Raw genomic sequence first — 20,979 nt, 5'->3', positions numbered from 1 at the left:
ATAAGAATTGAAATTAACATAATTCAGTACATTTTTACAAATTATGATTTAATTATGAAGAATAAAAAAAGCAGACCTAATAGCCTGCTTTTTAATATTATTTTTAACTCTAATCTTTTTATTTTTAATTAATACAAATTTTGAAACTAGAAAGTCTCCCCTGCATTCAGGTAAAAACCTTTAGAATTATTACCCCACGCATAATCTAAAATTAGATTTGTTTTGGAAGCTTTGTCAATTAAAATTCTTAAACCAGCACCAATAGAAGGCTGAATCGATTTGAATAATTTAAGATCGGTATCTGAATTACTAGCCGTTACAAAATTGGTAAAGACAGTACCGCTCAACAATTGATTGCAGGTAATAGGAAAACGAAATTCTGTAGATAAATAAACTAAACCGTTTCCTCTAAACAATCCCTGCGTATAACCTTCTCCACTCCTACTGCGCTGATCCCAGCCAATTGCAGGCAGATTTAAATAAGGTACTTTTCCTCTAGTTACAAATTGTCCGTAAGTCCAAATCGCTAAAACATAACGTGGATTTTTAGGAGAAACAGGTATAAAATGGCGATATTCTGCAAAGAGCACATTACTATAATCCTGATTATTAAACAGAACTGGATTAAATCTGTAGTTAATATTGGCAAACCACCCTTTTGATGCATTAACCTGATTATCTCGCGAATCATGAACCAGATTCAAACTTACTCCATTTAAGAAATATTCATAATTATCAAACCCGTATTTCTGGCTGTAATTGTAGTGATATGTATATTTTCCATTTGCGATATCCAATTCTTTATCCTGAATACTAGAGTACCAGTCAATATTAATTCCTCCTCCAACATAATAGTTCTCCTTAACCTCAAAAGAAATTGTCTGATGGAATTTCAAATAATTATAATCCATATCCTGAGCAAGAGAATCAACACTAAAGCTATCAGGTTGGTCACGTCTAGGCGGAATTATATCGGTTCCTAAACCATAATTAGGCTGTGAAAACAAATACAAACGATAATCGCCACTCAAAAAGATTTTATTATTATTCAGTAGAATATTGTTTTTGATATTAACCAGCCATTGATTTTTTAGCGTATAGGTAATCCCAACATTGGCAATCGAATATTTATCTTTTTCTTCTTTTCCTTTAAAAGTATATTGAGCAACGGCACCAAAAAAGAATCCTGTAGCGGGCTGAGATCCAATAGCAGGAATTAATAAAAAGAAATTGTTTTTTGTTGGTTTAACCACTAAAGCATCGTCTTCTTTTTTAAAAAGATCAAATACTGTTTTGGGAGGACAAATTTTTGGAGATTCAATTTCAGAGTTTTTAATTTCCTCTTGAGCGAATAGATTAAAAGAAAAAAGAAGTAATAATCCTAAGATTTTAGACTTGTACTTATAGGCATTATTTTTAAAAAAAATCACCATTTGCAAAGTTTAGTTTTGGAGATAAGAATCAATCCCTATGTAAATATAGTTCTTATTTTCAACATCTTACGAACTAAACAGAAATAAAATTAAAATTATTTTAACAAAAAAGCCGTCAAAATAAAATTGACGGCTTTCAGTTATATCATGGAAAAATTATTTAGTGATAAACTTCGGATGGATTAAGTTTTCTAAAGAATAAATTTCGTCCCATTTTTCCTGTGTGATCAATTTTCTTTCTAAAACCGCAATTTGATGAACGCTTTTTCCCGTTTTTAAAGCCTCTCCCGCAATACTAGCGCTTTCTTCATAACCAATAATTGGATTCAATTGTGTCACGATTCCAATGCTATTCATAACCATATTATAGCAATGATCTACGTTTGCTGTAATTCCGTTAATACATTTATCGATTAAAGTCTGAATAGCATTTGAAAGATAATCTAATGAAGTAAACATAGCAAAAGCAATAACAGGCTCCATTACGTTTAACTGTAATTGTCCTGCTTCTGCCGCCATTGTAACGGTTAAATCCTGACCGATAACATAAAAACAAGTCTGATTTACCACTTCTGGAATTACCGGATTTACTTTCCCTGGCATAATAGATGAACCTGGCTGACGTGCAGGAAGATTGATTTCATTTAAACCTGTTCTTGGCCCAGAACTTAATAAACGTAAATCGTTGCAGATTTTAGAAATTTTAACCGCAGAACGTTTTAAAGTTCCCATAATCTGAACATAAGCTCCTGTATCTACAGTGGCTTCAATTAAATCTGGAGAAAGCGTTAACGGAATTCCAACCTCATCTGCCAAATATTTTACGCAAATTTCTGGATAACCTTCAGGTGCATTTACTTTTGTTCCAATGGCTGTTGCGCCCATATTGATTTCCAACAATAATTCCTGCGCATTTTTCAAACGCTGGATATCTTCGCCAATTGTCGTCGCATAAGCTTTAAATTCCTGTCCTAAAGTCATTGGCACAGCATCTTGTAATTGCGTTCTTCCCATTTTCAAAACTTCTTTAAACTCCTCTCCTTTTTTAGCAAAAGCAACTTCTAAACCAGCGAAAGTTTTAATAAAGCTTTCCATTTTTAAATACAAAGCAATTCTAAATGCTGATGGATAAGCATCATTTGTAGACTGAGAACAGTTTACATGATTATTTGGATGAAGAAAATTGTATTCGCCTTTTTTGTGACCTAAATATTCCAATCCGATATTGGCAATAACTTCGTTTGCATTCATGTTTACAGAAGTTCCTGCACCGCCTTGAATTAAATCGCTCACAAATTCTTGATCAAATTTACCAGCAATTACCTGATCGCTTCCGTAACAGATCGCTTCGGCAATTTTTGGATCGATTGCATTACAATCTTTATTGGCTAAAGCGGCAGCCTTTTTTACATAACCTAACGCTTTGATAAACAAAGGCTCTTTTGAAATCGGAATTCCTGTAATATTAAAATTTTCTACCGCTCTAAAAGTCTGGATTCCGTAGTATAAATGGTTTGGAATTTCTAATTCTCCTAGAAAATCATGTTCTTTTCTTGTTGATTCCATATCGTAAAATTGATAAATTTTGACTTAAAAAATAAGTGTAAAGCTACAGCATTTTATGGATTAAAAATGTGAATGAAATCAAAATCATTTATAATTTGTTCCCATTATTTTATGGTAAATTATTACCTTTTCACCTTAAAATAATTATAGAAAAGAGTTGAAAAAGGAAAGCGAATATTTTCTTGATAAAGAATACAATACGATTATTTATGCCAAAGATGACTTAAATTTTAAGGACTTCGAATGTTGTGTTTTTAATAATTGTAACTTTTCTGCCTGCACTTTTCTCGCTGTTACTTTTATCGATTGCGTTTTTAATGACTGTGTTTTTTCTGAAGCTAAAATTAATTATGTAGCATTTAGAACCGCTACTTTTAATCGCTGCGAAATTAAAGAAGTGAATTTTGCAATGTGTGACAAACTAATTTTTGAAGTTCATTTTAACGATTGCATTCTAGACTTTTCAAAATTTTACACTTTAAAATTAAAAGGAACTCCATTTACCAATTGCAGTTTAATCGCCGTAGATTTTATGGCTGCAGATTTAACAAGCGTTGTTTTTGACAACTGCGATTTGTATCGATCAGAATTCAACAAAGCCATTGCCAATAAAGCCGATTTTAAAACAAGCTACAATTATACTATTGATCCGTCTAAAACTAAATTGAAGAAAGCTATTTTTTCTTTAAAAGAAGTGAAAGGGTTATTATTTAAACATGATTTGATTGTGAGCTAAAAAGTAACTTTTAACTTATTATGTTATTTTTCTGTCTTTTTGTTGCTATTTGCAATTAGGTATTCAAAATACCTTTGCAAAAATATTTAAGTATTATTATTCAACTGATTACTAAAAACTTAAAAAAGAAAAAAGCAATAAAATCATGAAAAACAATTTTAAATTTACATTACCTGATTTTCCAAACAATAATTTCGAATTTGAAAACAATATCTTTTCTGGAAAATCAACATTAAAACAAAATGGAGTACTTGTTGAGCAAAGTAAAGAAAAAGGAAAACCATTTTTAATTAAAAGAGCTAATGACGAAATAGTTAAGGCTTTTCCAAAGGCTAACATACCAGATATATCTTCACAAGCCTTAAACATTGATGGCAAAAAATATCCAATGGCAAATAAATTAAAATGGTATGAATATATCGTTGGTGCATTACCAATTGGGCTCGTATTTAGTGGTGGAGCAGTTGGTGGAGCAATCGGTGGAGCGGCAACAGTAATTAATTATACTTTTTTTAGAGAAGAAACTTCTAATGCTAATAAATATCTTAAAGTTTTAGGTATTAATGCATTATGTGTCTTTATTTATCTTTTTGCAGCAAGTTTTATTTATAATTTAATTCGTTAATTATCTGCATTATAAAAAAAAGCAGGTCTTTGAAAATCAAGTTTCAAAGACCTGCTTTTTTTTTTATAATGTAAGAGAACTATATCTTCTTCCCCATAACATAATCTTCCATCAAATATCCATTTCCAATTTCAATATCAACTGTTTCTTTAATTTCGAAACCAAGTTTTTTGTAGAAATTTAAAGCGGTATTAAAGCGATTTACGTTTAATAAAAGTTCCTTTGACTTATTTTCTAAAGCCAATTCCTCAATTGAATTAAAAACTATTTTACCATAACCCTTTCCCTGAGTTTCTGGCAAAAGGTAAATTTTATGGATTTTGGTAATCGCTTCGTTTTTATAATTGTGTTCGATTCCGATAAAACCAATTACAGATTCTAAATCTGAAACCAAATAAAACAACTGTTCTTTATTCTGAATTTGTTTAGAAAGCGCTTCATCAGAATAAATGAGATCCAACATATAATCTAACTGCGCTGCCGTTAGAATTTCACCATAGGTTATTGGCCAAGTTATGTGTGCGATTTCTTGAATTTTAGCAATATCTTCAACAAATGCTTCGGTAATTTTAATCATATTTATTTTGTAAAAACCTGATTTTCTTGTTCGCTTACGCGGATGAAAGTCGTTCGTTTAGTCAATTCTTTTAATCTTGAAGCTCCTACATAAGTACAAGTGCTTCTAATTCCGCCTAATATATCTAAAACAGTGTGAATCACGTCTCCTTTAAACGGAACCTGAACTGTTTTTCCTTCGCTTGCTCTGTATTCTGCAACGCCTCCAGAATGTTTGTCCATTGCAGTTTTAGAACTCATTCCGTAAAATTGTTTGAATTTTTCTCCTTTTAGTTCTATTAGTTCTCCACCGCTTTCTGTGTGTCCTGCAAGCATTCCGCCTAACATTACAAAATCGGCTCCGGCGCCAAAAGCTTTGGCAACATCGCCTGGAGTTGTGCAACCGCCGTCGCTGATAATATGTCCACCTAATCCATGCGCGGCATCGGCACATTCGATAATTGCAGATAATTGCGGATAACCAACGCCTGTTTTAACACGAGTTGTACAAACAGAACCAGGACCAATTCCGACTTTTACGATATCAGCACCAGCTAATAATAGTTCTTCGGTCATTTCGCCTGTAACGACGTTTCCAGCAATAATGATTTTGTCTGGATATTGTTTTCTGGTTTTCTTTAAAAACTGAACAAAATGTTCCGAATAACCATTAGCAACATCAATGCAGATAAATTTCAGTAATGGATTTGCAGTGATTATTTTTTCAATCTTCTCAAAATCTTCTTTTCCTGTTCCTGTACTTACAGCAATATAATCGTAAAAATCTGGAGATACGTTCTTAAGAAATGCGTTCCATTCTTCTAGAGTATAATGTTTATGAATCGCTGTAAACAACTTTTCTTTTGCCAAGACCTGAGCCATTTCAAAAGTCCCAACCGTATCCATATTAGCACCCATAATCGGAATTCCTGTCCAACTTGAAGTACTGTGCAAAAACTTGAAATTTTGTTCTAGGGAAACTTCAGATCTGCTTTTAAGTGTTGATCTTTTAGGTCTAAACATTACATCTTTAAATCCTAGTTTCAGGTCCATTTCTATTCTCATAGTTCGAGATTTTGGTTACTCTCAAATGTAAGGAATTTTAGAATTTAGATTGTAGATTTTAGATTAACAAAAACTTGAACTTGTGAACAATTACTAACATGCGTTTACAAAAGCGCTTTTTAATTCCACTAAGATTCACAAAGTTTCTAATTGGAGAGCGTTTCGACTTCGCTCAACGTGACAAACGTAAAAACTGAAAACTGCGACTGCGACTGAAAACTCAAAAAACTGAACACTGAACACTAAAATAAACTACCCATGAATCGTTTCTCCTTTTCCGTAATTGGTAATGATAGATTCTTCAAATTCTAACCATTCTCTCCAGCGTTTTTCTACGTCAATTCCTGTTCCATATTTACGAGCATAAGTGATGAATGTTGTGTAATGTCCGGCTTCACTTTCCATCAATTCTCTGTAGAAAATAGCTAATTCTTCGTCTTTAATATTTTCAGAAAGGACTTTGAAACGTTCACAGCTTCTAGCTTCAATCATGGCTGAAAATAACAATCTTTCAACAAGACCAGAAACACGGCTTCCGTCTCCGCTTCTTTTCATATATTGGTAAAGTTCGTTTACGTAATCATCTTTACGTTCACGTCCTAATTTTAATCCTCTTTTGATGATGATATTGTGAACTTGTTCAAAGTGATCGATTTCTTCTTTGGCTAAAGCCAATAAATCTTTTACTAAATCCTGATGTTCAGAATTATTTGTAATGATTGTAATCGCATTTGTTGCTGCTTTCTGCTCGCACCAAGCGTGATCCGTTAGAATTTCTTCTATGTTTTTCTCAACAATATTTACCCATCTTGGGTCAGTTGGCAATTGTAATCTTAATACGCCCATGTCTTTTAATTTGTTTCAGGTTTATTTTGTTTCAGGTTTCAAGTTTCTTTTCTAAACGAAAAAAAGTTTAAAGTTCCATAATACGCTTATTTACGCATTACAAAACTTTAAACTTGAAACCTTAAACTTTAAACTAATTAATACGCAAAAATCGGTCTTTCGCTCATTAATTCGTTTACTTCTTCAGCAACTTCTTCGATAAGATCTTCATTTGTATGATCTGTAAGTACTTTATCGATTAAAGCTACGATAGTTTCCATATCTTTTTCAACTAAACCACGAGTTGTGATTGCAGCTGTTCCAACACGGATTCCAGAAGTGATAAATGGCGATTTATCGTCAAAAGGAACCATGTTTTTGTTTACTGTAATTTCAGCTTTTACTAATGCGTTTTCAGCTTCTTTACCAGAAATATTTTTATTTCTTAAGTCAATAAGCATCATGTGATTGTCAGTTCCGCCAGAGATAATGTTGTAACCTCTTTTTACGAAAGCATCAGCCATTGCATTTGCATTTTTTTGCAATTGCATTGCATAAGTAAAGAATTCATCTTTTAATGCTTCACCAAAAGCAACCGCTTTAGCTGCAATAATATGCATTAATGGTCCACCTTGATTTCCTGGGAAAACCGCTAAATCCAATAATGAAGACATCATTCTGATTTCTCCTTTAGGAGTTGTTAATCCTTGTGGATTTGGAAAATCTTTCCCCATTAAAATAAGACCTCCACGTGGCCCTCTTAATGTTTTATGAGTTGTTGTAGAAACAATATGACAATGTGGAATTGGATCGTTTAATAATCCTTTTGCAATTAGACCTGCTGGGTGAGAAATATCAGCAAATAAGATTGCTCCTACGCTGTCAGCAATTTGTCTGAAACGAGCAAAATCCATATCACGAGAATAAGCCGAAGCTCCAGCGATAATTAATTTTGGCTGTTCTTTAGTTGCAATTTCTTGAATTTTATCATAATCTAAACGACCAGTTTCAGCATCTACACCGTAAAAAACTGGACGGTATAAACGTCCTGAGAAGTTTACTGGAGAACCGTGAGTTAAGTGACCTCCGTGAGATAAATCGAAACCTAAAATAGTATCGCCAGGATTTAAACACGCATGGTAAACTGCAGTATTTGCTTGAGAACCTGAGTGAGGCTGTACGTTTGCATATTCAGCACCAAATAATTCTTTAGCTCTGTCAATCGCAATTTGCTCAATAACGTCAACTACTTCACAACCGCCGTAGTATCTTTTACCAGGATAACCCTCTGCATATTTATTAGTTAAAACAGACCCTGCTGCTGCCATTACTTCATCACTTACAAAATTCTCTGAAGCGATAAGCTCTAGTCCGTGAATTTGTCTTTCTTTCTCCTCTTGGATAAGATCAAAAATTTGTTCGTCGCGTTGCATTTTTTTGTTTTTCGTTAATTTCACGCAAAAATACAAAAAAACGTTTGTCAAACTGCTAGATTATGATATATTTGACAAGTAATTTTTCAACAAATAATTAACATTAAACATGCCAATAACTGCCAACGATACCAGTAGAAAATCATGGTTAGAAGTGCCAGAAAATAGCGACTTCCCCATCCAGAATATTCCTTTCGGTGTATTTCTTACTATAGAAAATGTCGTTACCGTAGGAACGCGAATTGGCGATTATGCCATAGATTTAGGGGCTTTACAGCAATTGAACTATTTTGAAGGAATCGAATTAACCGATGATATGTTTATGCAGGATACGCTAAATGATTTTATTTCTGACGGAAAAAAAACATGGCGTCTGGTTCGAAATCGTATCGCAGATATTTTTGACGAGAACAACCCGCAATTAAGAGATTCAACAAAACACCGAGATATTGTTATATTTAAAATCGAAGATGTAGAGATGCAATTGCCAGTTTTAATTGGTGATTATACTGATTTCTATTCGAGTAGAGAACACGCTACAAACGTAGGTAAAATGTTCCGTGATCCAGAAAATGCTTTATTGCCAAACTGGCTTCATATTCCAGTTGGATATCACGGAAGAAGTTCGACAATTGTGCCTTCAGGAATTCCAGTTCACAGACCAATGGGACAGACTTTACCTGCTGGACACGATACGCCTGTTTTCGGAGCTTCTCGTTTAGTAGATTTTGAATTAGAAACTGCTTTTATTACAACAGATGTTAACGTAATGGGTGAAAATATTCCAACTTACGAAGCAGAAGACTATATTTTCGGAATGGTTTTATTGAATGACTGGAGCGCGCGTGATATTCAGAAATGGGAATATGTGCCTCTTGGACCATTCTTAGCTAAAAACTTTGCAACTTCAATTTCTCCGTGGATTGTGACTATGGATGCTTTGGAGCCTTTTAGAACTAAAGGACCTAAACAAGATCCGTCTCCGCTTCCTTATTTACAAACTAAAGGAAAAAAAGCTTTTGACATTCATTTAGAAGTTTCAATACAACCTGAAAATCAAGAGGAAACTGTTGTTTCGAAATCAAACTTTAAATATTTATATTGGTCAATGTGTCAGCAATTGGCTCATCATACTTCAAACGGATGTCGTGTAAATTCTGGTGACATGATGGGTTCTGGAACTATTTCTGGTCCAACGCCTGATAGTTTTGGTTCAATGCTTGAATTAACTTGGGGCGGAAAAAATCCGTTAACATTAAAAGATGGAAGCGAACGTAAATTTATTGAAGATAATGATACGGTTATTATTCGTGGATTCTGTGAAAATACTGAAGTAAGAATTGGTTTTGGAGAAGTTTCTAGCCAATTGTTACCTCCTTTCATTAAACAATGAAGAACGGATCCAGAATCTGAATAAATATAGAAATAGAAAAACCTTGGCTGTCACCAAGGTTTTTTTATGCTTTTTATTTTGCCACAGATTAAGAAGATTAGAAATGATTTTTGTCATTTCACTTTTAAGTTTGGCTTATTCTAAATGTTTTGAATCTCACAAAGTCGCTAAGAAGCAAAGTTTTCTTCTCATTTTTGTCATTTCGACGTAAGGAGAAATCTCCACGAGTAGCTCTACAAAGATTGGCTTACTGTTGCGGAGTTGCTTGCGGAGATTTCTCCTTACGTCGAAATGACAAATAGTATTTTTATTACTATAATAAACTTTGCGAGATTAATCTTTACACAATACTTTTACGAAAAACTTTGTGGGTCTTCGACTTCGCTCAGCCTGACAAAGGCAACCCTAAAAAAACTAGAGCCTTTGTGTCTTCGTGGCAAAAACTTAAGCAGGAATCTGCTGGCTTAAGCAGTGTAATGTTCCGAATCCCCAAATGAAATCAATACAGCTTATTCCGATTACCTCACGATCAGGGAAACATTCAGAAAGTATATTTAAAGCTACGCGATCGTTACTATCATTAAAAGTTGGCACTAAAACACAATTATTCAAAATCAAGAAATTAGCATAACTTGCTGGTAAACGTAAATCTTCAAAATCAACTCGTTTTGGCATTGGCAATGCTACAATAACTGGCGATTTTCCGTTTTCTAGTTTTGCGTTTTGCAAACGTTTCAAATTATCTTGCAAAGGCTTGTAATTTGAATCATTTTTATCTGTTTCAACAATCGTTACAATAGTATCTTCATTTACAAATCGGCACAAATCGTCGATATGACCGTGAGTATCGTCCCCTTCTATTCCATCTCCTAACCAAATTACGTTTGTAACTCCAAGATATTCTTTAAAAACTGCTTCGTAATCTTCTTTTGTAAAACCAGCGTTACGAACCTGAATTGTAGGATGCATTAAACATTCTTCAGATGTCAATAAAGTTCCTTTTCCGTTTACGTCAATCGCTCCTCCCTCAACAATTACTGGTTTTCCTTTATACATTACCTGAGTCAGAGGAACATCAATAAAATCAGCTACTTTCCCAGGAACGAATTTGTCTAATTGATAGTTTTTATATTTTGCCCAGCCGTTGAAATTAAAATTCAACGCTTCTCTTTTCGAACCATTTTTTACAATAATAGGTCCTGAATCACGCATCCAGCTTCTGTTGGTTTTATGAATAATATAGGAAATATTTTCAAGGTTTACACGAGCTCTTTCAAGCATATCGGCAACTTTCTCTTTTAGTTTTTCATCGGCTACAACCAAAAAAACAGTTTCAAAAGTGGCTACTTTTTTAATAAATTCTACAAAAGCCCATTGAACGGCCTCATATTTTCCAGGCCAATCGTTACCGTTATGCGGAAAACACAATACAATTCCTTGCTGTTTTTCCCATTCTGCTGGAAATCTTCTATTATTTGTTGACATAAAGAGGTTCTAATTTAGAAAGTGCAAAGATAAGCATTCGTTAGGATTATAAAACATTTGATTGAAATTCATCTATATTTTCACAATAAATATCCTGCAAAAATTAAGTTAAAGATTAAATAATACCTACTTAATATTCAACAGAAAGCTCAGAATTACTTTTGCAAAAACTAAAAACTAACACATGAAAAATTTATCTATCTCTTTATTTGCAGCGCTTTTTATTATGGCGAGCTGTAATAATGACGAAAACTCAAACAACGAACCTGAAGTTGTTGTAAACGAGAACCCAGCAACTTTTAAAGAAATTGGTTCTATTACGATTGGCGGAGAAGCTGCAGCTGAAATTTCTGCTTATTGCGAAAAAACAAAAAGACTTTTTACAGTAAATAACAGCGGAGTTAATCAAATTGATGTTATTGATATTACTGACCCGACAAAACCAACTAAAATTGGAAAAATTGATTTAGCAACTTACGAAGGTGCTGCAAACAGTGTTTCTGTATTTGACGGAAAATTAGCTGTTGCTTTAGAATCTACCGCAAACAAACAAGGAAACGGAAAAGTAGTTGTTTTCAATACTTCAGATTATAGTTTAATCAAACAAGTTACGGTTGGTGCATTACCAGATATGATTACTTTTTCTCCTGACGGAAAATTCATTATGACTGCTAACGAAGGAGAACCAAATACAGATTATTCACAAGATCCAAACGGAACGGTTTCTATTATTGAAACTAGCACTTACTCGGTTACTACTTTAGATTTCAGTTCTTTCAGTAGTCAAGCTACAACATTGGCAAAAGACGGATTCAGAATTTCTAAATTTGCTGATAGCTTTGCTCAGGATATTGAACCAGAATACATTACTATTTCTGATGATTCAAAAACGGCTTGGGTAACTTTACAAGAAAATAACGGGGTGGCAAAAGTTGATTTAACTTCTAAAACAATCACTGCAATTTATCCTTTAGGTTTAAAAGACTACAATACTGCAGAAAATGCAATTGATGTGAGTGATAAAGACGATAAAGACGATAAAGTAGCTTTTAATCCTTGGAAAGTAAAAGGACTTTATATGCCAGATGCAATTAGTCATTTTACAGTAAATAATACTCCTTATTTTGTTACTGCAAATGAAGGAGATGCTAGAGAATATGATGCTTATTCTGATGTTAAGCGTATGAAAGACATGACATTGGACGCAACTGCTTTTCCTGATGCAACAACTTTAAAATTAGAAACAAACTTAGGAAGACTTAATCTTATTACTGACATGGGAGATACTGACGGTGACGGAGATTTAGACCAAATGGTAAGTTTTGGAGGAAGATCTTTTTCAATCTGGAACGGAAATACTGGAAAAATAGTTTTTGACAGTAAAAATGATGTTGACAAAAAAACTAACGAATTAGGAACTTACGACGATAAAAGAAGTGATGATAAAGGTTCTGAGCCAGAAGCTGTAGTAGCTGCTAAAATGGGAGATCAAAACATTTTATTCGTTGGTTTAGAAAGATCTGATGCATTTATGGTTTATGATGCTACAAACCCAACTTCGCCACAATATTTACAAACAGTAAAAACTGGCGACGCTCCAGAAGGAATTTTGTTTATTCCAGCTTCAAAAAGTCCTACTAAAAGAAGCTTATTAGTAGTAAGCAGCGAAGGAGATGGATCTGTTAAAATTTATCAGCCAGATTTGAAATAATAAATATATTTTCAGGATAGAAAAGGACAAAATGTGAATTTTGTCCTTTTTTTTATGCTTTCTATTAGGCTAATTTTAACGGATTTACATAATTAAAAGCCAAAATATGGAAATTATGTAAGTGTATATACAACACATTCTAAAATTCGACCTCTAATTTTGTTCATGAGTTTAATAATAAAAACAATTTAATTTTTGATATCATGAAAAAGAAATTAGTATCAGCCTCTCTATTATTACTATCATTCGCCGCAGGCGCACAAAATATGGCTACCACTTCTACAAAACCTATTGTAGATCAAGAATACAACAAATGGTCATTAGAACTTAATGGCGGAGTTAATAAACCTACCAGAGCAATGACTCCAGGTTATACAACAGAATCTTTAAACTTTTTTCACGGAGATTTAGGTGTAAGATATATGTTTAATCCAAAGTTTGGTGTAAAATTAGATGTTGGTTACGACCAATTTAAAGAGAAAAAAGACACACCAGATTTTGAAAGTCGATATGTTAGAGCAAGTTTGCAAGGGGTTGTCAACGTAGGACGTGCTTTAAATTTCGAAACTTGGACAAATACAATTGGACTTTTAGCTCACGGAGGTTTTGGAGTTTCGCAAATTAGTACTGAAACTGGTTTTGGAGGGCAAGATTACATGGCTCACGGAATCGCTGGTTTGACAGGTCAAATCAAATTGAGCAATAGAGTTGCATTGACTGGAGATCTTACGGGAATTATTAACGGAAGACAAAACTGGAACTTTGATGGAATGGGCAACACAACTACAGATTCTTTTGATGGAATTCTATTAAACGCTTCTGTTGGTTTAACTTTTTACTTAGGTAAAAACGAAAGACACGCTGACTGGGTTGGTGAAGAAGATAGAATTGGTGAATTGGAAAAAAGAGTTGACTTGATCGAAACTGGTCTTTTGGACACAGACAAAGATGGAGTTGCCGATTTATATGATTTAGAACCAAATAGTATCGCTGGAGTTGCTGTTAACACAAAAGGGCAATCTATTGACAACAATCAAAATGGTGTGCCTGATGAGTTAGAAAGCTATTTAGACAAAACTTACGAAAAGAAAGGCGCTGGAACTGCTACAAACAATACTGTTGAAGAATTAATCAATGGAGGTTATGTAAATGTTTATTTCGATTTCAATTCGTCTAAACCAACAAACGCTTCTTTATCTGGCGTAGATTTCTTAGTGAAATACTTGAAAAACAATCCAGGAAAATCAGCTGATATTATTGGATATGCTGACGAAATTGGAAACACTAACTACAACACAGAATTGTCTAGAAAAAGAGCTGAAGCTGTGAAAAAAGTAGCTATAAATGCAGGAATTGATGCATCAAGATTGAATGTAATTGCTAACGGAGAAGATACTTCTGTTAACAAAAATTCTAAAGAGGCACGTCAAATCGTGAGAAGAGTTACTTTCCAAGTGAAGTAATACATATAAAGCTAAAAACAAGAAAAGGAGCTATTCAAATGAATAGCTCCTTTTTGTTATAAAAATAGAGTTAAAAAAAACTAGATTTTGAATCCTTATTTAAAGCTTCGGAGAAGCTAAATATTTATAGTACTTCGATAAGACAAATGAAAAGCTCCAGCGGAGCGACATATATAGATTGTGAAAAAAATATGTCGCTCCGCTGGAGCTTTATCTTGTAAAACATTTATTCTTTGCTATAAATATTTCGCTTCTCCGAAGCTTACAAAAAAAGGACAAAATATACATTTTGTCCTTTTTTTATATTTGAGATAAATCTAATTATTTATCGATTGCTCTTTTTACAATATCTCCAAAAGCATCAATTCTTCTATCTCTGAAGAATGGCCAGTTTTGACGAACATTTTCTTGTAAATCTAAATCAACTTCAGCAATTAAGATCTCTTCTTTATCGTGAGACGCTTGAGCTAAAATTTCTCCCTGTGGTCCAGCGATGAAAGAAGCTCCCCAGAATTGAATTCCTTCTGTTCCTTCGATATATTTTTCTAAACCAATTCTATTTGCCGCCGCAACGAAAACACCATTAGCAACTGCGTGGCCTTTCATTACGTTCATCCAAGCACCATACTGATTTTCTCCATATTGTTCTTTTTCTTTAGGATGCCATCCAATAGCTGTTGGATAAAATAAAACCTCAGCACCTTTAAGGGCTGTAATACGAGCCGCTTCTGGGTACCATTGATCCCAGCAGATCAAAGTTCCAACAGTTCCTTTTTTAGTTTCGATAGCTTGGAAACCTAAATCACCTGGCGTGAAATAGAATTTTTCATAGAAATGAGGGTCGTCTGGAATATGCATTTTACGATACAAACCAGCTTCTGTTCCATCTGTATCAATGATGTAAGCACTGTTATGATAAATTCCAGCCATTCTTTTTTCGAAGAAAGGAACAATAATAACTACTCCTAATTCTTTAGCCAATTCGCTGAATGCAATAAAAGAAGTGCTGTAAAGTGGTTCTGCTAATGCAAAATTTTCTACATCTTCGCTTTGGCAGAAATAATGACTGCTATATAATTCAGGAAGTAAGATTACCTCTGCTCCTTGGCTTGCAGCATCTCTTACCCAGCTGATACATTTCTTAAGATTATTTTCGGCAACATCATTCAGATTTAACTGAATAACCGATATTTTATATTTTCTTTTCGGCATGACATAAAATTTAGAGTGCAAAAATAGTAAATTTTAGAGGAATGGCAAAGTGATGAATTTCATCTTGCAACCAAAAAAGTTTACTTAAAACTACTAAATTCTTCTAATTGCAAATTAACTTTTTCAATAAGCTCTTGAATATTATAAAATTCTGTTTTAAAAATAAAACTCAAATGATAAACCACATTTTCCTGATCAAGCTGGTATTGAAAATTGATTTTAGAAAATTCATTATTTTGAGTATTTCTGTACCATTTATCAAATAATTTTTGTCTAAAATCTTGTTTAAAATCGACGCTATCACAAACATAATTTAACATTATCTCTGGATTGCTTTTAAAATAGTCATTTATAATGTTAGTAATTGTAATTTCTATTAAAGGATCATTAAAGAACTTTTGATTATTAGCTTCATAAAAATCAACTGAATGTAATTTTTGAAAAAAAATATTATCAAAATCCATTTTCTGAAAACTAACAAAATATTCTAACCCATGCTTGGTTTTAAAATAAAAAAGAGGGTACAAACCCTCTTCTAAAATATATTGATACATAAAGAAATACTATTTTTTCTTTAATCTTGCTATAACTTCTTTTCGATGTTCTTCTTTTAAATCGACCATTTTTTTAAGAACAGAAACTGTCTTAGCATTTGGCTTTATGATTATTGTTTTTTCCATAATTGTTTCTGAATTATGATACAAATGTAAGAAAAAAAAAATCATATCTCTTTCAAATCAATTAAATTACCTCTCTATTTACGAATTGATAATTCTTACATTTTATCAAAAATCAAAAAACCATCTTACATCAGCTTAAAAATAAACTTCTGTAAAATGGCTTTCAACCTAAAAAAATATCAACTAAACTAGTTGTTATTCAATCACAACTTTTTGAGTAAGGAATTCAGTTTCTGATTTTTTGAATTTGATCTCTACAGTTCCTTTTGCAGTTGGTTTAATTTTGTAAACTGTTTTCTTTGGTTCTGGAACTTGTTGTGTACAAACTGCTGCTGGGTATTTAGCAATTACTTGTAATCCTTTTACTGATCCGATTGTAACTTCAGAGATTTTATCGAATTCTGCGCAAGAATTATCTACTACATAAGTTACTTCATAACTTAATTCGTCATTTACTTTTCCAGTTGCTGGTCCTTTGATTTCTGTTACTAAAGCAGCCTTTGTAGTTGGAACTGGTGTTTTATCGTTATCATCATCGTTACTGCATGAAACAAATGCAATTGATAAAAATAATACTACTAAAACAGATTTTAATCTAAAACTTTTCATATAAAATAATAATTAATTGTTAATTACTATGAAGATGTGGCATAATTAAAAAGGTTGCTTTGATGAAATGTTATTTTTTTTCAGAAAACGATTAATCATTTGTAAATCAAAAACTTATTCATCAAAAAAAATTAATGAATTTGTCTCATTTTCTTATAAAAAAGCAAAAAATCTCGCTTGGTACCGATAGAATTTGAGCTGAAAATGTTTTATTTCTACACCAAAAAAAACACCAATCTTTCGACTGGTGTTTCTTTTAAATATATGCTTACAGCTAAATTATGCTGCTTTCTTTTGGAATATTTTTTTGAAAAGATTTACAATTCCTAAAATAATAAAGCCAATTATCAGCCCGATTGCGAACTCTTTTATGATTGAAGGAAAGTTTGGCAACAAATGGTGAAAGAATTCAATATTATGGACAAATAATCCTCCAGCCACTAAAATCAAAGCAATTGTTCCAATTACGGTTAATGCTTTAATTACTTTTGGAAGCGCTTGAACTAATATATTCCCAACACTTTTTAAAAGACTTTTTTCTTTTTTACTATGCTGAATCATTTTGAAACCAACTTCATCCATACGAACAATAAGCGCTACGATTCCGTAAACTCCAACCGTAGCAATAATTGCAATAATAGAAACAGTAATGATTTGTGATAATAATGGTTTTCCGATCACCGTTCCTAAAGCGATAATCACAATTTCGACTGAAAGAATAAAATCGGTTACAATTGCCGATTTAACTTTGTCTTTTTCAATTACTAAAATTTCTTCTTCCGTAAGTACTTCATCAGTTATTCCTTCCGATTCTTCGTGTGCGTGAGGAACTATAAATTCGTAGATTTTCTCAGCTCCTTCATAAGCTAAAAATAATCCTCCCAATACTAAAATTACTATAATAGCAATTGGAAAAAATGCGCTTAATAAAAATGCAATTGGAAGAATGATGATTTTGTTTAATAACGAACCTTTACTAATTGCCCACAAAACAGGAAGTTCTCTTGATGAAGCAAATCCAGAAGCTTTTTCGGCATTTACTGCTAAATCATCACCAAGAATTCCGGCTGTTTTTTTTGCTGCAACTTTGCTCATTACTGCAACGTCATCCATAATTGCTGCGATATCATCTAATAGTGCGAAAAAACCTGAACCCATTTTTTAATTTATTTTTAGTGATGCGAATCTAGACATTTTGGCTTAATCTGCCCAATAATATTACATCTAAATTTGTATTTTTTATTCCTAATTTTCTGTATTGCGGTTTTAGTTACATTGCCCTAATAAGACCCACAGAATAATAAAAACTATAATAGTTCCAAAGCACCCTCCGCCTAGTTTTTTAGCGCCGTATCCTGCTAATAATCCTCTAAATAAATTGTTCATAATCTTCTGTTTTTAAATTAATAATTTGCTGATTTTATATCATTTAAATTTGAACATTTTTCAAAAATGAACTGTTATAAGAATTGCGTAAAAAGTTTCAGAATTAAGGGCAAAAAAAAAGCATCAGTAAAACTGATGCTTTTTAAGAGTAACAAAAATGAAAAAAAATTAGTTAGCTGTCTGGTTTCTAAAAACCAATTTGCCATCGAAAGCATCTAATAAAATAATGCTGTCTGTTGTTATATTTCCTGCCAAAATCTCTTTTGACAATTGATTTAAAACTTCTCTTTGCACTACACGTTTAACAGGTCTCGCTCCAAATTGCGGATCATATCCTTTGTCTGACAAGTAAGCGATAGCTTCTGGAGTTGCATCCATTGTAATGCCCTGCTGAGCCAGCATTTTTGTAACCCCTTTCAATTGTAAGCTTACAATTCTTGAAATATTATCTACTGTAAGAGGCGTAAACATTACAATTTCGTCTATACGGTTAATAAACTCTGGACGCACAGTTTGTTTCAATAATCCTAAAACTTCGTTTTTAGCAGCTTCTGTTGCTGCTTCTACTCCGCCTTTTAGATTTTCGAATTTTTCCTGAATAATCTGGCTTCCCATATTAGAAGTCATGATGATAATTGTGTTTTTAAAATCGGCCAAACGTCCTTTGTTATCTGTCAATCGACCTTCATCTAAAACTTGCAATAAAATATTGAAAGTATCTGGATGGGCTTTTTCGATCTCGTCTAACAAAATTACAGAATAGGGTTTTCTACGAACCGCTTCTGTCAATTGTCCACCTTCATCATAACCTACATATCCTGGAGGCGCACCAACTAAACGGCTCACACTGTGACGTTCTTGATACTCACTCATATCAATACGCGTCATCGCATTTTCGTCATCAAAAAGATATTCTGCTAAAGCTTTTGCTAATTCGGTTTTACCCACTCCGGTTGTTCCTAAGAATAAGAATGTTCCAACAGGTTTCTTCATATCCTGTAAACCAGCACGGCTTCTACGAACTGCATCACTCACCGCTTCTATCGCTTCTTCCTGACCTACTACACGTTTGTGCAATTCGTCTTCCAAATGCAATAGTTTTTCTCTTTCTGTTTGAAGCATTTTTGTAACTGGAATTCCAGTCCATTTTGCTACAACCTCTGCAATATCTTCTCTGGTAACTTCTTCTTTAATTAAAGAATTTCCAGATTGGAATTCTTGCAGTTGTTTTTGCAATGTTTCTTGGCGTTCCTGAGCTTCTTTAATTTTTCCGTAACGAATTTCAGCTACTTTTCCGTAATCACCTTCACGTTCTGCACGCTCTGCTTCATATTTAAAGTCTTCGATTTCGTGTTTTACAGCCTGAATTCCGTCAACGATATCTTTTTCTTGTTTCCATTTTGCATAGATTTCGTTGCGTTCTTCTTTCAGGTTGGCTAATTCCATACCTAAAATCTTCAGTTTGCTTTCTTCTTTTTCACGTTTAATGGCTTCAATCTCAATCTCTAATTGCATGATTTTACGATCCAAAACGTCTAATTCTTCAGGTTTTGAATTGATTTCCATACGCAGTTTAGAAGCTGCCTCGTCCATTAAATCGATCGCTTTATCTGGTAAAAAACGATTCGTAATATATCTTTGCGAAAGTTCAACTGCTGCAATAATTGCTTCATCTTTAATTTGAACTTTATGATGCGTTTCATATTTTTCTTTGATTCCACGAAGAATTGAAACCGCACTTTCAGTATCTGGTTCATCAATTAATACCTTTTGGAAACGTCTTTCAAGCGCTTTATCTTTCTCAAAATATTTTTGATATTCATCTAAAGTCGTTGCTCCAATTGCTCTCAATTCTCCACGAGCCAAAGCTGGTTTCAATATGTTCGCCGCGTCCATTGCGCCTTCGCCTCCACCCGCGCCTACAAGTGTATGAATCTCATCAATAAATAAAACGATATCACCTTCTGCGGCTGTAACTTCTTTTACCACCGATTTTAAACGTTCTTCGAATTCTCCTTTATATTTCGCCCCAGCGATCAAAGCCCCCATATCTAATGAGAAAACGATCTTTTCTTTTAAGTTTTCTGGAACATCACCATCCACAATTCTATGCGCTAGACCTTCTGCAATAGCCGTTTTACCAACTCCAGGTTCTCCAATAAGCATTGGGTTGTTTTTAGTTCTACGAGTCAGAATCTGCAATACGCGGCGAATTTCTTCGTCACGTCCTATTACTGGATCCAGCTTTCCTGTACGGGCTAATTCGTTTAAGTTTTTAGCATATTTATTTAACGAATTATAGGTTTCTTCAGCTGAAGCAGAAGTTACTCTTTCGCCTTTACGTAATTCTTCAATCGCCGCTTTCAGACCTTTACCAGTAACTCCTTGATCTTTTAAAATCTGAGAAACTCTACTTTTAGAGTCAAAAATGGCTAAAATTAAATGCTCGATCGAAACGTATTCGTCGTTCATTTTTTGTGCAATGATTTCAGCTTCATTCAAAGCCTTATTAGCATCTCTTGAAAGCATAATTTCGCCTCCAGAAACTTTTGGAAAACTCTGAATTGTACTGTCTAAAATTTGTAAAAACAACGGCACATTTACATTTAGTTTTTTCAAAATAAATGGCGCCACGTTTTCATCAACTTCAAAAATAGCTTTGAAAATGTGTTCATTTTCAATTTGCTGTTGGCCATTTCGTTGCGCTAATTGCTGAGACAACTGAATGGCTTCCTGCGATTTAATAGTAAACTTATTTATATTCATATTTTTACGATTTGATTGATTTTAAATGTTTGAAAT

The 20,979-nt window shown here is 33.3% G+C and carries 17 protein-coding genes; 5 read left to right on the top strand and 12 right to left on the bottom strand.

The window, feature by feature from the left end; translation table 11 throughout:
* Positions 1 to 146: 146 nt before the first annotated feature.
* Both DM444_RS20945 and aspA read right to left on the bottom strand, forming a co-directional pair.
* Positions 147 to 1,433, bottom strand: a complete 1,287-nt coding sequence (locus DM444_RS20945; protein ID WP_111290326.1) for a BamA/TamA family outer membrane protein — start codon at positions 1,431 to 1,433, stop codon at positions 147 to 149.
* Between the two features lie 156 nt (positions 1,434 to 1,589).
* Positions 1,590 to 2,999 carry an aspartate ammonia-lyase gene (gene aspA, locus DM444_RS20940; RefSeq protein WP_111290324.1) on the bottom strand — a complete coding sequence of 470 codons (1,410 nt, stop codon included), beginning with the start codon at positions 2,997 to 2,999 and terminating at the stop codon, positions 1,590 to 1,592.
* Between the two features lie 157 nt (positions 3,000 to 3,156).
* Between aspA and DM444_RS20935 the strand changes: the two genes are divergently transcribed.
* On the top strand, positions 3,157 to 3,735 hold the full coding sequence (locus DM444_RS20935) for a pentapeptide repeat-containing protein (protein WP_111290322.1): 579 nt from the start codon (positions 3,157 to 3,159) through the stop codon (positions 3,733 to 3,735).
* Between the two features lie 145 nt (positions 3,736 to 3,880).
* Positions 3,881 to 4,360: a hypothetical protein gene (locus DM444_RS20930; protein ID WP_111290320.1), complete on the top strand. Its 480-nt coding sequence runs from the start codon at positions 3,881 to 3,883 to the stop codon at positions 4,358 to 4,360.
* Between the two features lie 79 nt (positions 4,361 to 4,439).
* Here DM444_RS20930 and DM444_RS20925 read toward each other — a convergent pair whose 3' ends face one another.
* The 4 genes from DM444_RS20925 to glyA all read right to left on the bottom strand — a co-directional run bounded on the left by DM444_RS20925 (position 4,440) and on the right by glyA (position 8,238).
* Entirely contained in the window at positions 4,440 to 4,937 is a 498-nt protein-coding gene (locus DM444_RS20925; protein WP_111290318.1) for a GNAT family N-acetyltransferase, read from the bottom strand.
* Positions 4,938 to 4,939: 2 nt separating this feature from the next.
* Positions 4,940 to 5,980, bottom strand: a complete 1,041-nt coding sequence (locus tag DM444_RS20920; protein WP_111290316.1) for a GMP reductase — start codon at positions 5,978 to 5,980, stop codon at positions 4,940 to 4,942.
* Positions 5,981 to 6,232: 252 nt separating this feature from the next.
* Positions 6,233 to 6,826 (bottom strand): tRNA-(ms[2]io[6]A)-hydroxylase, encoded by a 594-nt coding sequence (gene miaE / locus DM444_RS20915; RefSeq protein WP_111290314.1) that lies wholly within the window; start codon positions 6,824 to 6,826, stop codon positions 6,233 to 6,235.
* Between the two features lie 137 nt (positions 6,827 to 6,963).
* Complete coding sequence (glyA, locus tag DM444_RS20910) at positions 6,964 to 8,238, bottom strand: serine hydroxymethyltransferase (RefSeq protein WP_111290312.1); 1,275 nt, start codon at positions 8,236 to 8,238, stop codon at positions 6,964 to 6,966.
* A gap of 109 nt (positions 8,239 to 8,347) precedes the next feature.
* On the opposite strand from glyA, the gene fahA reads away from it, so the two are divergent.
* On the top strand, positions 8,348 to 9,631 hold the full coding sequence (gene fahA / locus DM444_RS20905) for a fumarylacetoacetase (protein ID WP_111290310.1): 1,284 nt from the start codon (positions 8,348 to 8,350) through the stop codon (positions 9,629 to 9,631).
* A 444-nt stretch (positions 9,632 to 10,075) separates the two neighbouring features.
* On the opposite strand, the gene DM444_RS20900 is transcribed toward fahA, so the two are convergent.
* Complete coding sequence (locus DM444_RS20900; RefSeq protein ID WP_111290308.1) at positions 10,076 to 11,116, bottom strand: agmatine deiminase family protein; 1,041 nt, start codon at positions 11,114 to 11,116, stop codon at positions 10,076 to 10,078.
* A 184-nt stretch (positions 11,117 to 11,300) separates the two neighbouring features.
* On the opposite strand from DM444_RS20900, the gene DM444_RS20895 reads away from it, so the two are divergent.
* Both DM444_RS20895 and DM444_RS20890 read left to right on the top strand, forming a co-directional pair.
* The gene (locus DM444_RS20895; protein ID WP_111290306.1) at positions 11,301 to 12,827 is read left to right on the top strand and encodes a choice-of-anchor I family protein; all 1,527 of its coding nucleotides are present in this window, start codon (positions 11,301 to 11,303) and stop codon (positions 12,825 to 12,827) included.
* A gap of 203 nt (positions 12,828 to 13,030) precedes the next feature.
* Positions 13,031 to 14,290, top strand: coding sequence for an OmpA family protein (locus DM444_RS20890; protein ID WP_111290304.1), 1,260 nt, complete (start codon positions 13,031 to 13,033; stop codon positions 14,288 to 14,290).
* A gap of 321 nt (positions 14,291 to 14,611) precedes the next feature.
* On the opposite strand, the gene DM444_RS20885 is transcribed toward DM444_RS20890, so the two are convergent.
* From DM444_RS20885 to clpB, 5 genes are all read right to left on the bottom strand, one after another.
* A complete protein-coding gene (locus DM444_RS20885) occupies positions 14,612 to 15,502 on the bottom strand; it encodes a carbon-nitrogen hydrolase (protein WP_111290302.1) in 891 nt (296 codons plus the stop codon).
* A gap of 80 nt (positions 15,503 to 15,582) precedes the next feature.
* Positions 15,583 to 16,056 (bottom strand): DUF6169 family protein, encoded by a 474-nt coding sequence (locus tag DM444_RS20880; protein ID WP_111290300.1) that lies wholly within the window; start codon positions 16,054 to 16,056, stop codon positions 15,583 to 15,585.
* 321 nt (positions 16,057 to 16,377) lie between these two features.
* Positions 16,378 to 16,791 carry a hypothetical protein gene (locus tag DM444_RS20875; protein ID WP_111290298.1) on the bottom strand — a complete coding sequence of 138 codons (414 nt, stop codon included), beginning with the start codon at positions 16,789 to 16,791 and terminating at the stop codon, positions 16,378 to 16,380.
* Between the two features lie 279 nt (positions 16,792 to 17,070).
* Entirely contained in the window at positions 17,071 to 17,949 is an 879-nt protein-coding gene (locus DM444_RS20870) for a DUF808 domain-containing protein (protein ID WP_111290296.1), read from the bottom strand.
* 396 nt (positions 17,950 to 18,345) lie between these two features.
* Positions 18,346 to 20,943, bottom strand: coding sequence for an ATP-dependent chaperone ClpB (clpB, locus tag DM444_RS20865; protein WP_111290294.1), 2,598 nt, complete (start codon positions 20,941 to 20,943; stop codon positions 18,346 to 18,348).
* Positions 20,944 to 20,979: the final 36 nt, after the last annotated feature.

The sequence above is a fragment of the Flavobacterium ginsenosidimutans genome, from assembly GCF_003254625.1.
Taxonomy (GTDB): Bacteria; Bacteroidota; Bacteroidia; order Flavobacteriales; family Flavobacteriaceae; genus Flavobacterium; species Flavobacterium ginsenosidimutans.
This window is presented reverse-complemented; position numbering and strand designations above follow the sequence as displayed.

What these genes read in the sequence shown, in the direction of transcription:
- DM444_RS20945 (WP_111290326.1), bottom strand. Translation starts at nt 1,433, where the DNA reads ATGGTGATTTTTTTTAAAAATAATGCCTATAAGTACAAGTCTAAAATC.
- aspA (WP_111290324.1), bottom strand. Translation starts at nt 2,999, where the DNA reads ATGGAATCAACAAGAAAAGAACATGATTTTCTAGGAGAATTAGAAATT.
- DM444_RS20930 (WP_111290320.1), top strand. Translation starts at nt 3,881, where the DNA reads ATGAAAAACAATTTTAAATTTACATTACCTGATTTTCCAAACAATAAT.
- DM444_RS20925 (WP_111290318.1), bottom strand. Translation starts at nt 4,937, where the DNA reads ATGATTAAAATTACCGAAGCATTTGTTGAAGATATTGCTAAAATTCAA.
- DM444_RS20920 (WP_111290316.1), bottom strand. Translation starts at nt 5,980, where the DNA reads ATGAGAATAGAAATGGACCTGAAACTAGGATTTAAAGATGTAATGTTT.
- miaE (WP_111290314.1), bottom strand. Translation starts at nt 6,826, where the DNA reads ATGGGCGTATTAAGATTACAATTGCCAACTGACCCAAGATGGGTAAAT.
- glyA (WP_111290312.1), bottom strand. Translation starts at nt 8,238, where the DNA reads ATGCAACGCGACGAACAAATTTTTGATCTTATCCAAGAGGAGAAAGAA.
- fahA (WP_111290310.1), top strand. Translation starts at nt 8,348, where the DNA reads ATGCCAATAACTGCCAACGATACCAGTAGAAAATCATGGTTAGAAGTG.
- DM444_RS20900 (WP_111290308.1), bottom strand. Translation starts at nt 11,116, where the DNA reads ATGTCAACAAATAATAGAAGATTTCCAGCAGAATGGGAAAAACAGCAA.
- DM444_RS20895 (WP_111290306.1), top strand. Translation starts at nt 11,301, where the DNA reads ATGAAAAATTTATCTATCTCTTTATTTGCAGCGCTTTTTATTATGGCG.
- DM444_RS20890 (WP_111290304.1), top strand. Translation starts at nt 13,031, where the DNA reads ATGAAAAAGAAATTAGTATCAGCCTCTCTATTATTACTATCATTCGCC.
- DM444_RS20885 (WP_111290302.1), bottom strand. Translation starts at nt 15,502, where the DNA reads ATGCCGAAAAGAAAATATAAAATATCGGTTATTCAGTTAAATCTGAAT.
- DM444_RS20880 (WP_111290300.1), bottom strand. Translation starts at nt 16,056, where the DNA reads ATGTATCAATATATTTTAGAAGAGGGTTTGTACCCTCTTTTTTATTTT.
- DM444_RS20875 (WP_111290298.1), bottom strand. Translation starts at nt 16,791, where the DNA reads ATGAAAAGTTTTAGATTAAAATCTGTTTTAGTAGTATTATTTTTATCA.
- DM444_RS20870 (WP_111290296.1), bottom strand. Translation starts at nt 17,949, where the DNA reads ATGGGTTCAGGTTTTTTCGCACTATTAGATGATATCGCAGCAATTATG.
- clpB (WP_111290294.1), bottom strand. Translation starts at nt 20,943, where the DNA reads ATGAATATAAATAAGTTTACTATTAAATCGCAGGAAGCCATTCAGTTG.